At 45.9% G+C, this 14,875-nt stretch carries 11 protein-coding genes and 2 pseudogenes; 6 read left to right on the top strand and 7 right to left on the bottom strand.

Going from position 1 to position 14,875, the window contains the following annotated elements; translation table 11 throughout:
* The first annotated feature begins 159 nt into the window (after positions 1–159).
* Both ACX5J7_RS12390 and pdeM read left to right on the top strand, forming a co-directional pair.
* A pseudogene (locus ACX5J7_RS12390) lies at positions 160–2,821 on the top strand (ligase-associated DNA damage response DEXH box helicase).
* A 184-nt stretch (positions 2,822–3,005) separates the two neighbouring features.
* Positions 3,006–3,710 carry a ligase-associated DNA damage response endonuclease PdeM gene (gene pdeM, locus ACX5J7_RS12385; RefSeq protein ID WP_287149013.1) on the top strand — a complete coding sequence of 235 codons (705 nt, stop codon included), beginning with the start codon at positions 3,006–3,008 and terminating at the stop codon, positions 3,708–3,710.
* Between the two features lie 159 nt (positions 3,711–3,869).
* Here pdeM and ACX5J7_RS12380 read toward each other — a convergent pair whose 3' ends face one another.
* From ACX5J7_RS12380 to folM, 3 genes are all read right to left on the bottom strand, one after another.
* Positions 3,870–4,763, bottom strand: coding sequence for a carbon-nitrogen hydrolase (locus tag ACX5J7_RS12380; protein ID WP_015068327.1), 894 nt, complete (start codon positions 4,761–4,763; stop codon positions 3,870–3,872).
* Positions 4,750–5,814: an agmatine deiminase family protein gene (locus tag ACX5J7_RS12375; protein WP_024017121.1), complete on the bottom strand. Its 1,065-nt coding sequence runs from the start codon at positions 5,812–5,814 to the stop codon at positions 4,750–4,752. Before ACX5J7_RS12375 ends, ACX5J7_RS12380 begins: the two co-directional genes overlap by 14 nt.
* 138 nt (positions 5,815–5,952) lie before the next feature.
* Positions 5,953–6,660, bottom strand: coding sequence for a dihydromonapterin reductase (folM, locus tag ACX5J7_RS12370; protein WP_278385022.1), 708 nt, complete (start codon positions 6,658–6,660; stop codon positions 5,953–5,955).
* Positions 6,661–6,822: 162 nt separating this feature from the next.
* Here folM and folE point away from each other — a divergent pair, with 162 nt between their 5' ends.
* Positions 6,823–7,506 carry a GTP cyclohydrolase I FolE gene (folE, locus tag ACX5J7_RS12365; protein ID WP_015068324.1) on the top strand — a complete coding sequence of 228 codons (684 nt, stop codon included), beginning with the start codon at positions 6,823–6,825 and terminating at the stop codon, positions 7,504–7,506.
* Positions 7,507–7,584: 78 nt separating this feature from the next.
* On the opposite strand, the gene ACX5J7_RS12360 is transcribed toward folE, so the two are convergent.
* Positions 7,585–7,914, bottom strand: coding sequence for a hypothetical protein (locus ACX5J7_RS12360; RefSeq protein WP_498707296.1), 330 nt, complete (start codon positions 7,912–7,914; stop codon positions 7,585–7,587).
* 275 nt (positions 7,915–8,189) lie between these two features.
* Positions 8,190–10,139 carry an alpha-amylase family glycosyl hydrolase gene (locus ACX5J7_RS12355; protein WP_287149011.1) on the bottom strand — a complete coding sequence of 650 codons (1,950 nt, stop codon included), beginning with the start codon at positions 10,137–10,139 and terminating at the stop codon, positions 8,190–8,192.
* A gap of 299 nt (positions 10,140–10,438) precedes the next feature.
* Here ACX5J7_RS12355 and ACX5J7_RS12350 point away from each other — a divergent pair, with 299 nt between their 5' ends.
* Entirely contained in the window at positions 10,439–11,656 is a 1,218-nt protein-coding gene (locus ACX5J7_RS12350) for an MFS transporter (RefSeq protein WP_020744448.1), read from the top strand.
* Between the two features lie 141 nt (positions 11,657–11,797).
* Complete coding sequence (locus ACX5J7_RS12345) at positions 11,798–12,613, top strand: mechanosensitive ion channel family protein (protein WP_157316860.1); 816 nt, start codon at positions 11,798–11,800, stop codon at positions 12,611–12,613.
* Positions 12,614–12,712: 99 nt separating this feature from the next.
* Here ACX5J7_RS12345 and gloA2 read toward each other — a convergent pair whose 3' ends face one another.
* Positions 12,713–13,096, bottom strand: a complete 384-nt coding sequence (gene gloA2 / locus ACX5J7_RS12340; RefSeq protein ID WP_498707295.1) for an SMU1112c/YaeR family gloxylase I-like metalloprotein — start codon at positions 13,094–13,096, stop codon at positions 12,713–12,715.
* A 30-nt stretch (positions 13,097–13,126) separates the two neighbouring features.
* A pseudogene (locus ACX5J7_RS12335) lies at positions 13,127–14,078 on the bottom strand (aldo/keto reductase).
* Between the two features lie 253 nt (positions 14,079–14,331).
* Here ACX5J7_RS12335 and ACX5J7_RS12330 point away from each other — a divergent pair.
* The gene (locus ACX5J7_RS12330; RefSeq protein WP_474372513.1) at positions 14,332–14,874 is read left to right on the top strand and encodes a lipocalin family protein; all 543 of its coding nucleotides are present in this window, start codon (positions 14,332–14,334) and stop codon (positions 14,872–14,874) included.
* The last annotated feature ends 1 nt before the right edge of the window (position 14,875 follow it).

The raw sequence follows: 14,875 nt of genomic DNA, 5'->3' as shown, positions 1-14,875 counted from the left end.
ATCAAACGTATCCGTTAACAAAAGTTTGTTGTTACTACGTATTTACGGCCCCAAAACGACCACTTAACGCCGCTCAAATGCTAAAAACTAACGAGATCATGAGTAAACCTAACTAAGGGTTGGTCGTATAAACGCTAAAAATGTGAACAAGAACTGTAAATGACATCACTTCCCGCGGCCTTTTCGAAATGGTTTAAGCAAAAGGGCTGGCAATTACGCGACTATCAGCAAACCATGCTGACAGAAAAAGACCAGCACGACTGTACATTATTAATAGCGCCAACAGGGGCGGGCAAAACCCTGTCCGGCTTTTTGCCTAGCCTAATCGAACTTGCTGAGACATATGGTATGAGTGAGCTTGCTGAGACATTTGGTATGAGTGAGCTTGCTGAGACATTTGGTATGAGTGAGCTTGCCGAGGCGGTAGAAGACGGGGCGCCAATTGAGGTCTCTGAAACGAGACAGCTTTCTGGCTCGAGAGAAACTGACGAACACGTCGAAACAAAGGCTACAGATAGACAGGCAAAGAAAGGAAAAGAAAAAGGTGGTTTCAAAGGCCTACATACCCTTTACATCTCGCCACTTAAAGCACTCACGCAAGATATCCATCGTAATTTGTTACAGCCTATTGAAGAAATGGGGCTCCCGATAACGGCTGAAACCCGCACTGGCGATACGCCTTCGCACAAGCGCCAGCGTCAACGTAAAAAGCCGCCAAACATCCTGCTCACTACCCCTGAATCGCTCATGCTCATGTTGAGCTACGCCGATGCTGACAAACTATTTGGTAAACTCAAACGGGTTATTATCGACGAAACCCATAGCTTAATGGAAAACAAGCGCGGTGACTTTTTATCGTTAGCCCTTGCCCGATTAAGCGTATTCTCTCCCCATTGTAAACGCATTGGTCTGTCTGCCACCGTAGCCTTTCCCGAAACGTTGGGAGCGTGGCTGGCTGGTAGTGACAGTGTTGCCAATATCATCAAAGTAAAAGCGGGGGAGAAGCCAAAAGTTGAGATGCTGCATTCCAAATCACGCATGCCCTTTGGCGGATTTATGGCACGCTATGCTATCGACGATATCTACCAAGCTATTGAAAATGCCCAAACCACATTGGTTTTTGTTAATACCCGTGCCCAGTCTGAACTGCTATTTCAAATGCTGTGGGAGGCAAATAAAGCAGCGCTGTCCATTGCGCTGTATCACGGCAGTTTGAGTAAAGAGCAAAGACGCAAAACCGAAGCCATGATGGCCAGCGGCATGCTGCGGGCCATTGTTTGTACGTCAGCGCTAGAGCTTGGTATAGACTGGGGAGACGTCGACAAAGTCATTCAAGTAGGCGCGCCGAAAGGCGTGAGCAGGCTGCTGCAAAGAATAGGGCGGGCTAACCACAGGCTCGACGAACCGAGCGAGGCGCTTCTAGTACCCGCAAATCGCTTCGAAGCGCTGGAATGCCAAGCAGCAATCACCGCTATTGAAAAAGGTGAGCTAGATGGTGAAAGCCCACAGCCGGGCGCCCTAGATATCATTCCACAGTTCATCTTGAACTGTTTGTGTAGCAAAGCTGATAGCCCTGATACCTTGTACCACGAAATACTTACCGCGACGCCTTATCAAGGGCTAGATAGAGATGATTTCGATAAGCTATGGCAGTTTACACAGGACGGCGGTAGTGCCCTTAATGCTTACGAGCGGTACCAGCGTTTAACAAAAAATGACGATGGCACGTTCTCGCCAGCTAATCGCCGCGTTATTCAACGGCACAGGCAGAACATAGGTACTATTGTTGAAGCGGGGCGACTTAAAGTAAAGCGTATTCGTAGGGGAAACCAAGGTAAGATCATTGGTGAAGTAGAAGAGTATTTCGCTCAGCAATTAACGCCGGGAGACACCTTTTATTTTGGCGGAGAAGTGCTGCGCTTTGAAGCTATTCGCGACATGCAGCTTCATGCGAAGCCGGCTAAAGCCAAAGAGCCAAAAATACCCAGCTACGCGGGTGGCCAAATGCCGCTATCTACCTATTTGGCGGAAGGCGTACGGGCAATTCTGGCTACTCAGAAGTCATGGAAAGCACTACCCGCGCAAGTTCAAGAATGGCTTAAACTTCAGCAGGCGTTTTCTCAGTTACCTAGCCCTGAAAAGGTGCTGGTGGAGCAGTTTCCATTTAGGCAGGCGCACTACACCTTGTACTACACCTTCGACGGTCGCAAAGCGAACCAAACATTAGGTATGTTGCTAACGCGGCGAATGGAAAAAATGGGGGTTAAACCTTTAAGCTTCAGCGTGACTGATTATGGCTTGTCGGTGGCATCGGTAAATGCTATTAATCAAGTACAGCTGCAGCAGCTATTTCAGCCGGATATTCTAGGCGACGAGCTAGAAGATTGGATGCTACAAGCACCTATGCTCAAGCGCTCTTTTAGGCAAGTGGCGGTGGTGAGTGGGCTCACAGAGCAGCGTTATCACGCCAGTCAAAAAACCATGAAGCAAGTAACGTTTTCTACCGACCTTATTTACGATACATTGCGTGAGCACGACCGCGACCACATTTTACTTAAAGTGGCCCGGGCCGATGCAGAGCGTGAGCTTCTGGATTTGAGGCGACTTGCCAATCTACTAATCCGCTATGTAGATTCAGCGACGTTAGTGAACCTTGAAAAACCGTCGCCCTATGGCCATACCCATTGTACTAGATGTACGTAGCGAACAAGTGAAAGGCGCAGGGGCGCAGGCTATTATTGAGCAAGCTAATTTATATGCCGAAGCTGAAACTATGTTAGATGAAGTTCGTGCATTGCTATCAGGGGCTAGCGTCGACTAAGGTAGAGATAAACACGACCATTAAGCTTCGCTTTCATATCTTGGCAACGCAGTTAACACCTGTCATCTTGCACAACCAATAAGAGCGGTCAGAATGCGGAAGCTCGAAGCCTCGTCCCGCTAAATGAACGAGCAGCTTCAAACCAGTAATAAAAACTCACAAACAAAGATCAAAAGAGGAAATTTTGGCAATAAGCGATGCATGGCTGACCGAAAAAGTAAGCCAGCGCCATATCACTATTACAAAATATGCAGACTACCTGTGGCTGTTAGACGCGCGCGGTGTGGCATATTTACCCGCATGTGATTGGCTGGTGGTATCCGATCTGCATTTAGAAAAAGGCAGCTTTCTACGTAGCTTTGCGAACCCGCTGCCTAGTCTGGATTCCACCGCCACGTTAACGCGTCTAGAAAGCATCATCGATGATTACAAGCCAGCGCAAGTAATCAGCTTAGGTGACAGTTTTCACGATAAACACAGCCTGTCGCGCATGACCTTTGATGACCGTCAGCACTTATGCAGATTAGTTGATAGTGTGAACGAGTGGATGTGGGTAGAAGGTAATCATGACCCGGATTTGCCAGAGGGCATTCCGGGAACGCCATGTTTTGAAATAGTGCTAGATGGCATAGTGTTTCGACACGAACCGGAAGAGGGTGAACAGCGCGCACAGGTAATCGGCCACTACCACCCCAAAAAACGAACAACCATTGCTCGCCGCCGTTATTCAGGCAAATGCTTTACCAATAGTGAGAGCTTATTTGTGATGCCAGCCTTCGGTCAATTCACTGGGGGCTTAGACATCGACGAAGACGTCATGCTAACGCTATTGCCCAAGCGTTTGCGTCACGTTTTTATGCTTTACGACAACATCATCTTCAAAGTGTAAGCCCACCGCAAATTACGGGGTCAGAGTACATATCAGCCACGACAGCTTGAGTTCAAGAAAGTGAACCGACACCTTCTGCAACAGTTCGGGCGGCGCTTGCGGGGGAGAGCGTGCTGTCTAGATTGAGCCTAAAAAGTACTCTGACCCCCAGAATTTGGGTTAGTCGCGCCAGCGCTTGGTTAGTTCGTCGTAAGCGTCGATGCGACGGTCGCGGAAGTAAGGCCAAATGCGCTTAACTTGCTCGGTACGTTCCATATCAAGCTCTACGGTTAGCGTGGTTTCACCTTCAGCTTCGGCTTTTGCCAAAATCTCGCCTTGTGGACCTGCGACAAAGCTTTGCCCCCAGAATTGAATGCCCGGGTCACCTTCAACAGGCGATGCTTCAAAACCAGTGCGGTTTGCCACGATAACCGGCACTGAGTTTGCCACAGCGTGAGAACGCTGAATGGTTTCCCATGCACCGTGTTGACGGGTACGCTCTTCTTCTGTGTCAGTTAAATCCCAGCCAATAGCGGTAGGGTAGAACAATAAATCTGCGCCTGCCATCGCCATCAGGCGTGCCGCTTCTGGATACCACTGGTCCCAACACACCAATACGCCAAGCTTACCTACGCTGGTCTCAATAGGCGTGAAGCCCATATCGCCCGGTGTGAAGTAAAACTTCTCGTAAAAGCCCGGGTCATCAGGAATATGCATTTTACGGTATTTGCCCGCAATTTCTTTACTGCGGTCGAACACCACAGCGGTATTGTGATACAAACCAGAACCGCGTTTTTCAAAAAGCGACGTCACCAACACAATATTGTGTTTTTCAGCTAGTTCACCGAAAAAATCTGTCGCTGGGCCTGGAATTGGCTCAGCCAAATCAAAGGCGTCGGTATCTTCTTGTTGGCAAAAATACAGGGTGCTGTGCAGCTCTTGAAGAAGAATACACTCGCAGCCTTCAGCCGCTAATTTGGCAATTTGCTCGGCACTTTTATTCCAGTTCGTTGCTTTGTCGTTATCAGCAACAGACTGTTGTACCAGTCCAACTTTTAGCTTAGCTGGGCGCATGTAATGACACTCCTTTCTTTAGGGTAGTGATAATCGAATCTTTTAACGTATTTGTGGGTACCTGCATGGAAATACAATGCAAGCTACCGTATTGTCTTACGAGTACGCTGCAATCAATTGGTTCAACAATATGGTCAGGGTGCGCTTGCTGCACCGTTTCAATCGCTTCGGCGTCTTCTTCTTCACCGTATACCGGTAACAAAATAGATTTATTGCAAATTAAGTAATTAGCATACGATGCCGGCAGGCGATCACCTTCATCATTTACGATATAAGGCAGCGGTAAATGAAACTGCTTATGCTCAGGCAGTTCAAGCGCACACTCATCACATAAAGCCTTTAACCCTTCAAAGTGACTATCGTTAGGGCGATTGTTACACGCCTGAATGACTAAGCCTTTGTTAGGGGTAAAACGCACGATGGTGTCTATATGGCCGTCGGTGTCATCCCCTTCTAAATGTCCATTTTGTAAAACAGTTACTTTGCTGCAGCCTAGCATATCTTTAAACGCATCTTCATAGGCACCTAACGACATATCGCCATTTCGTTCAGGGTTAAGTAAGCACTGTGCGGTACTCAGCAAATGGCCATCTTCGTCAACTTCCAAAGCGCCACCTTCGGCCACGACAGGGCTGCTGCGAAGCACAGATTTACACATGGCGGCCAAATAACGTTGATTGGCTAGGTTATCTTCTGATGCATTGAACTTATTACCCCAGCCATTAAAGCGAAACTCTACTGGCGAGCCATTACCATCACGGTCTTTGCAAGTAATAAAGCCGTAGTCGCGCATCCACGTGTCGTTGTACGACGCAGGAACAATAAGCACTTGTGCATTTTCAGGTAAACGAGATACAAGGCTGTCTACATCATCAGGTGCACACAACAATATCACGCCAGCGCTATTGCGATTTACCGCCGCAATCACGTTAAGGTAGGTAGCCCGTGCTTCTTCTAACCACGGCGCCCAGTCGGTGTGCGCATGTGGCCATGCCAACATAACAGCGTCGATATCATGCCATTCAGGCGCCATAGTGCGGTTACCCTGCATAGTAAAATTCCAATTCACGTCAAAATAAAGTGCGGATTATAGCTATGGGCAAGCACGAGACCAAGGCAAATGGTGATGAAATTAATTGGCGGTGACGATTAGTGATAGCGCTTGTTGCGCATAAGGGCATCGACAATTTTATTTTAAATGCCTGCCACCGTTTAGGTGTAGCGTCTGCCCCGTTATATAGTCACTGTCGAACAAGTAGTTCATGGCTTTCACCGCCTCTTTCGCGCCGGGTACTATTTCAAGCAGTGATTTTTTCAGCGCTTTTTCCTTGTAGGCGTCGTCATCGCCTTCATTGAACATGAGCAGAGCGGGAGCGATACTGTTAACTTTCACCTGCGGTGCTAATTTTTTCGCAAATGAAAGGGTAAGGTTATGCAGTGAGGCTTTGCTAGCGGCATAGGCCATATGCTTTTCGCTGCCGATTTCTTGCACATAGTCGGTCATATGAATAATGTCGGCTTGGCCTTCGCATGAACATAATGCGGCTTCTAAAGCCAGATTTATTCGATAGGGCGCAATAGCATGAACCATCATCATACGCTCTATTAAACTGTGTTTATCGCAACTGTCTTTTTCTTGGGCCCAATCTGACGCGTTGTGTATAACGCCTCGATAGGTTTTACTGATTGCCTTAATCTTATCAATTGCTCGATCAATAGCCGCCTCAGTGCTAAAATCAGCCTGTAAAACTGTAGCGCCTTTATCCTCAAGCATCGTAATACTTGAGCGGGGAGTTCTGTACGTCACCACAACGTGATGGCCTTGTTCAAGTAAACAGTCGGCCATGGCTAGGCCAAGACGTTGACTAGCGCCTGTGATTAAGACAGGTGAGTTCAAGATAATGTCCTTCTTTTTTAAAAGGTATCAGTTTTATTATTCTGTGCTAGAAGCACGTAAGGTAGCAACAACATTAAATAAAAGTCATGTTGTCGTATAACCGAACTTTTACGAATATTAAGGCGTATCAGTTCAAAAAAAGCAGTAACAACGGATAAAGCAATGTTAGCAAAAGAAGCGGTAATTGTGCGCGATGCACTAGACCCCTCTATATCAGAGCCAGCGCAACGTGTACGAGAAGCATTAGAAGCCAAAGGTTTAGAAACCCCAATGGTTGCCAACGGCCTTTCAGACGAGCAAAAACGTAAGCGCATAGAAAGTGCTATGCGTGATGTAATGGACACGCTTGGCCTTGATTTAACGGACGACAGCTTATGTGATACACCAACGCGCATAGCGAAAATGTACGTTAATGAGATCTTTGGCGGGTTGGATTATCGCAGATTTCCTAAGATCACGGCAATTGAAAACAAAATGCAGATCGACCAGCCTGTACAGGTCTCTGACATTAGCCTTACAAGCACGTGCGAGCATCACTTTGTAACTATCGATGGTACGGCCACGGTATCTTATATTCCGAAAAACACGGTTATTGGCCTTTCGAAAATAAATCGGTTAGTGGGTTTCTTTGCTCAGCGTCCTCAGGTGCAAGAACGCTTAACACAGCAAGTGTTAGTAGCATTGCAGACATTGACGAATACCGACGATGTGGCCGTAAGTATTAATGCGACCCACTATTGCGTGAAAGCGAGAGGGATCCGTGATACCAATTCATATACCAAAACGTCTGCATTAGGTGGCCGCTTCTTAACGGAAAGTGAACTTAAACGAGAGTTTTTCCGTTAACAAACATTTGTTGCTAACATTAAAAAAACCGCTGGATTCAGCGGTTTTTTTATTTCTAAGCCCCATAAGAAGAGACGTTCACTTTATTACATTCTCAATACCCGACTCATCGACGATAAGATTAATGCTGCCTCCAATTCCATCGGCTGGGGTGAGACTTAGCATTTTTTTGCAGCAGCTACATGATTCATGCTGCTCGTGATACATATCTCGAACGCAATTTAATTGAAAACTATTAATAGCGCCACAGTAGGGGCACATATATTCCAAAGTGCGATCACTTTCCATTGTTTTATCCGTTACCATGATAAACATATCCATATGACATAATCCGAACGCCGTTGCGTCTTCCACTAGCGGTAGTCTTAGTCTTTCGTTGTCATAAATAGCAAAAACAGAAGACTGCAAGAACCAAACCAGAGCAAACGGTATTACTCCTTTTTTCGCTGCTTTGTTGCTCCTTTTGCTTTAAGCGGGTTTCAATCTAAGCATCACCTATTCAGCGTGCGAAAACTTACTTCTATTATCCAAAAGTATAGTGTGAATTTCTTCTATTGCCTGTGAAAAAAAAGGGGTATTCGTTAAGTTATTGATGGAAGGGGAAATAAAATGTGTCTGCAATGGGATAACTCAGTCAATTACTGGATAATGCCAGCAATCAACTGAGCGTATTATTAAGAATATTAGACAGGCTGCAACCACATTTGTTGATAAGGTGCGAGAACGAGCGGTGAAGACTCCATCTCAACGGTCTCGTCAGTTAGCAAGTCTTTACTTGCTGATTGTTTAAGTGTTGCCAAAAGGCTGCGGTGCAACGATTGTGGATGTTCACTGAAATTACAGACGACAAGTAGCTTTTGTCCTTCTGTATTTTCTCGTAAAAACGCAAAACAATGTTGATTATCCGTATCTAATATGTGCGTTTTTGACTGGCCGAAAATAGCATGTTGCTTGCGTATAGCAATCATTTGCTTCAGCCCTTCAAACACTTGAAGGCTAGCAGTTTGAGCTTCGTTCTCAGGCGTCGTTGTGCCTAAAGCTAAGGCTGTATCTTCGCTATGAACGGCAATGCGATTTACCCATCTGTCATCGTGACTTTTCGTCTCGTCGAGTCGGTAGCTGTAATCGTTAAGCTTTGCAATTTCATCACTTGAGTAAAGCAATGGAATACCACCAATACTGAACGTAATACCGTAAAGTAACAGCATCCGCTTTACTGCCTCGTCAATAGCCTGTGGGTCGTTGGCTTCTATCGCCCCCTCTAAACCACATAGCGATGCTAACGAGCCACAAACCCGGCAGTCGCCGTTTGACGGGTTTTCTGCGAAAGGCACACCGTTAGCAAAGCTGCCTTCAAACCGGCCTGTGTAAAACTGATTGAGGAAGTAGCGGTGGTCAAAGGAGTTTATACCTAATTCGCTAGCCACTGCGTCATCGAATGTCCATCCAATATCGTCATGACAACGCACATAGTTAACCCAGGTGCAGTCATCTGAAATAGCAAAACTCTTCTTCATTGAATTTGTAAGCAAACGCGTTTTACGTGTTGCCAGCGAGTTCCAAAGCAAAGCCATTAATAACGGGTTATAGGACAGCTGACATTCGTCTTTATCAATGTACTTAAGTACCTCGTCGGGATGAACAATGGCTTCCGACTTAAATACCACGGCCGGTGCTACAATTTGCAAACAGCAGTTAAACGCTTGAATAAGCACGTGCGCTTTTTCTTGGTTTTCACAGTTAGTGCCCATCTCTTTCCAAATAAACGCCAAAGCGTCTAAACGTAAGGCGGCACACCCTAAATTCGCAAGAAAAAGCATTTCCGATGTGATGGCATTGAACACTTCAGGATTACTGTAATTTAAGTCCCATTGAAAGCTGTTAAACGTTGTCCACACCCACTTTTCCATTGCCTCATTGTAAGTAAAGCTGCCTCTTCTCACCTGAGGGAAAATTTCTCTTAAGGTGTGTTCGTACTGGTCGGGGATGCTTCTGTCGTCAAACAGGTAGTAGTAGTCTTGATACTGCTTATCGCCAGAAAGTGCTGCTTTCGCCCAGGCGTGTTCGTCTGACGTGTGGTTGAACACAAAATCTAGCACCACGTTAATCCCTTCTTTTTGAAGGGCCGCGGTAAGCTTCTCTAAATCTTTAACCGTGCCGAGACTTGGGTTTACTTTGCGATAGTCCGACACCGCATAGCCGCCATCACTGTCACCTTTAGGCGCATCGTACAAAGGCATTAGATGTACGTAAGTTACACCGAGCGCTTTGAAGTATGGAATTTTCTCATGCAGATCGTTTAGCGTGGGGCCCATTAAGTCGACATAACAGGCCATGCCTACTTGCTCCTCATCGCGATACCACAGGGGCGTTTTTAAACGCTGACTGTCTAGCGCCTTAAGCGCAGGCTTTCGACTTTTTAGCCCGTCTCTTAATAATTCGACAAGCTTTTGTAAATGAAAATAGCAGTCGTACTGATGGCCATAAACAAAAGTATACTTCTCGAAAAGGCGAGGGAAGTGGGCCTTCAAACGTCGCGTAAACGTAGCCGCATCTTTCTTTGTCAGGGCAGATAAATCGGTCGATGCCAAGATGCGGTCTAAACATACACCACTGTCAGCAGCATAGCTCATAGATAACTCCAAAGTGTGACGAAAATGTACGTCAAATCAACCTATCCAAATTAACGGGTTTACAGGGTATTTAAATTCTGTTAACTTTTATCTTAATCGTTTAAGATCGCTTGTCAACATTAACCATGAGATTAATTATCAAGCTGTTTACATCTTAAGCCTAATGAATACTAGCGGTAGCTGATGTATTTTTAAGAAGTTTAGCGAGGTTAAGTAAAACCTCTAACACAGCATTTGTGAGACAGACTATGCCCAATCATGATCCTAGTAGCAGAATTATCAGATGGTTGACCTACCTAATGTTTATGATGTTTGCCATGACGTCAGATTCTGTAGGCGAGATAATTAAAGAAGTGAAAGTGGCTTTTTCTGTCACCAATGCACAGGCCAGCTTAATGCACTCTTTACCAATGCTGGGTATAGCATTATCTGGGCTGTTCCTAGGCTTTCTAGCTGACAAGTTAGGACGTAAACCGACCATTATTATTGGCCTCGCGCTTTTTGGGCTTGCTTGTTATAGCTTCCTAATTGCTAATGACTTCATGCTAATTGTTAGTTTAATGAGCCTTTCTGGCGTTGCCGTTGGCATATTTAAAACCGGCGCCCTTGCATTAATTGGTGATATATCTTCATCCACTAAACAACATACTGCAACAATGAATGGAGCCGAGGCATTTTTTGGTGTAGGTGCGATTATTGGTCCACTTATCGTTGCTTATCTTATCCACCAAGGCGTAGCGTGGCAGTGGCTTTATGTGATTGCAGGTGGCGTTTGTACGGTACTTATTATTGGCGCTTTACTTGTTAAGTACCCCGACTATTCTCGACACACAGAGTCGGGCGAGAAAAAAGTATCGATTGCCCAAAGCCTTAAGTTGGTAAAAAACCCCTATGCATTAGGTTTTTCGATAGGAGCGTTTTTGTATGTTGCGGCGGAAAGTGCAATTTATGTGTGGATGCCAAGCTATCTTGTGTGTGATGCCACCACATTGAAAGCAACTTACGATTGTTACACAGAAGGTTTCTCACAAACCTTGGCAATATATTCAGTCACTGCCTTTTTTATTCTTAGAGCGGCGGGGCGATTTGTGGGTATTTGGATGATGTCTCACTTTAACTGGTCACTGGTTCTTATGTTATTTACTGGGGCGATAGTATTGTGCTTTGGTTTAGGGCTATGGGGCGGCAAACAGCTAGCGTTATTCTTATTCCCACTAACGGGTATCTTTATGTCGGTTATTTACCCCACCTTTAATTCCAAAGGAATAAGCTGTTTCCCTAAGCATCAACACGGTAGTGTCGCGGGCGTGATTTTGTTCTTTACTGCTGCGGGCGCAGCGGCAGGGCCCTTCATCATGGGCTTGGTAAGTGACGCGAATGGCGGAGATGCTAAATACGGGTTCATGGTGGCGACAGGCTTTGCTGCGCTGCTATTTGTTGGGTTGGTATACAACTATGTTAAAAACCCGACGAAAGAGCGTCTGGCTGAGATTGAAGCAAGCGAATACGCTAATTAAATTCACTATTAGCTAACACCTTTCTCAATCGGCTTATCAGCCCTACGTTCATGCGTGCCGGTCTTGCTACCGGCACTGGTTTTTCCCCACGTTGTTGTTTAAGCTTCAAATATTCACATCACACATTCGTAATAACGCTCAATGGATGAATTAAAACAAGCGCAGGCACTCTACGACACCCTGGTAGAATTTGCTGTGACCTACAGTTTTCAAATTGTGGGTGCCATCATCATTTTTCTTATTGGCTGGTGGGTAGCTAATAAAATAGGCCATGTGGTTGAAAACCTGATGGTCAATAGAAATATCGACGTCACGCTAAGCCGTTTTACCGGCGGGGTGTGCAAGTTGGCGGTATTGGGTATCGTTATCATAATTGCACTTGGCAATGTGGGGATCAGCGTAACGCCGCTCATCGCCGCATTGGGTGCTATCGGTTTAGGCGCGGGATTAGCCATTCAAGGCATGCTAGCAAACTACGCTGCGGGCTTTACCATTATTATTACCCGTCCCTTCGTTATTGGAGATACCATTCGGGTTCGCGGTGTTGCAGGCGTGGTCGACCAAGTCATGCTGCCCTATACCATCCTTATCGATGAAGATAACGTGCACATTCAAATTCCCAACAAATTAATTGTGGGAGAGATTCTTCACAACTCGGCAGAAAACATGCTGATAGAGCTTGAGATTGGCGTAGCATATTCAAGCAATGTAGATGATGTCATAAAGGTAATTCGCGCCGCTGTTGAACAAGTAGAAGGCATTAGTGCAGAAAAGTCACCGGCGATAGGCGTAGATAATTTTGGCGATAGCAGTATTAACTTCGGAGTGCGGGTATGGGCGCCCGCGGTGAGACATTTTGAAGTCCGTTATGCGTTAAATCGGGCCGTCTTTAATGCGCTGCAACAGCACGATATAGATATTCCATTCCCGCAGCGAGAAGTGAGAATGCTCGACTAGTTTCGTATTAACCGCGCGTTAAACGCGTTCAATCATTAATAAAGTGCCGAATGAACAGCTGATGTTATTCGGCATTTTATTACCTCTACCTGTAGCCACTTAAAGTTCGTAAAGCTCTAATGGCAGACCGTCCGGGTCCTGGAAAAACGTAAAGCGCTTTTGGGTATATTCGTCCGTGAGTACGGGCTCACATTCCACCCCTTTACTCGTTAGTTGATGAATCACTTCATCAAGCGCATCGACTTTAAACGCGAGGTGTCTTAAGCCCTGAGCCTCAGGGCGAGATGGTCTTTTAGGCGCATCAGGGAACGAAAATAGTTCAATCTGACTACCGTCAGGTAATGCAAGGTCGCACTTATAAGACTGTCTGGCTTCTCGATAATTTTCATCAATTACCGTAAAGCCAAGTACGTCGGTGTAAAACGCTTTCGAGCGGGGATAGTCGCTACATATTACGGCCACATGGTGAAAGCCTTTTAACATATTTTTTATCCTTTATATGCGTATTTAGGTTTACGGCATCTCTTGTCCGCGCGCTACTTCAAATAATTTGTACCAGTGTTCGCGGCTAAGATGAACATCTACGGCTTTTTGACTCGCCTTAATTCTTTCGATATTGGTACTGCCTAAAACCGGCGCAATGTTAGCAGGGTGTCGCATAAGCCACGATAAGACAATCGCTTCGGCCGTCGTTTGGTATTCACTTGCAAGTTGAGCAACAAGGTCAGCGGTTGCACGTTCTTCGCTGTTTTCTGTCTTTGCACCTTGTGTACTTTCCTTGGGCTAAGCTACCCCATGCTTGAAGTTGTACGTTGTTCAGCATGCAGTACTCAAGCGTCCCTGGCGCATAACCCGTGTTACGGTTAGCAGCGCTGTTGGTGGTAATGCCATCCTCAAGCCAATCTCTAAAGCCCAGACCCATCTCTAATTGATTGGCAACAATAGGGGTAGAGAGCGCAGACTGAAGGTAGTTAATCTGGTGTCCGTGCATGTTCGAAACGCCCACGTGCTTAATCTTCCCTTGTTGTTGAAGTAGCTGAAGTGTACCCGCCACCTCTTCTAATTCCATAAGAGGGTCAGGACGGTGAAGTAGCAACGTATCTAATTGCTCAATGCCAAGCCGGGTAAGAATACCCTCTACAGAATTATGGATATGGTTGGCCGAAAAGTCGTAGCGCTTTGGTCCCAAATCATCGTCAAAACGTATTGCACACTTAGATTGGATAATCATGTTATCTCTTAAACTAGGTGCAGCTTTTAACGCTTCGCCAAAAGCGATTTCTGCTTTTCCAAATGTATAAATGTCGGCGTGGTCAAAAACGTTGATGTTGAGGTCTAAAACCGTGTCTATGACCGAGCGTGCTTGTGTAATATCGGCCTCAGTAACTGGCGAATTATTCCAACCGCCCCCTAAGCCCATGCATCCATAAATCAAGCGGCTTGCATGTGGGAAATGTTCATTCATTTGTTCTTCTCCTTGTAAGACGGCAGCAAGTGGATAAGACGTTAAGCTCACTTAGTACCCGCATTCAGTCATTGCCAATATATCAGGTAATGTAATATGGGCTATCCCATAATAGAAGCGAGATTAGATGAGTTTATTTCGTACTTCGACAGCTAACCTAAGTGTTTATGGTGCGGTAAAATTGTTTTAGATCACAACAGGTAATTTAGCGTTATCAGTTTATAACCGTATTATATCGTAGTGGAGAGTGTGTATGTTTAAGAAAATCGGTGTTGGCCTCTTAATGAGCGTTTTGCTTGTCGGCTTATCGGGGTGCACAGGCGTACCTGATAAAGTTAAACCCATTCAAGGCTTCGAACTACCTCGGTATCTGGGGGAATGGTATGAAATAGCCCGGTTTGACCATAGCTTTGAAGAAGGATTAACAGAAGTCACTGCAACCTATAGCATGCGCGACGACGGGGGCGTTAAGGTTATCAATCGAGGGTATTCAAAAGAAGCCGGCACGTGGGATGAAGCCGAGGGCAAAGCATACTTTGTAGAGTCAGCTACAACGGGGCACCTTAAAGTTTCGTTTTTTGGCCCCTTTTACGCCAGTTACGTCATTATGGCGCTAGACAAAGAAGACTATCAGTACGCACTGATAACCGGGCCTGACAAAGATTACTTGTGGATTTTAGCGCGCACGCCTTCAATATCGAAGGACGTTCGCGCTCAGCTACTAGAGAAAGCCACGGCGGCTGGATATGACGTAAGCAAGCTGATATGGGTAGAGCATGGCCAAGTAGACGCATAGC

The organism is Alteromonas infernus (assembly GCF_902705815.1).
Note: the sequence above shows the minus strand (reverse complement) of the source record. Positions and strands in the feature narration are given on the sequence as shown.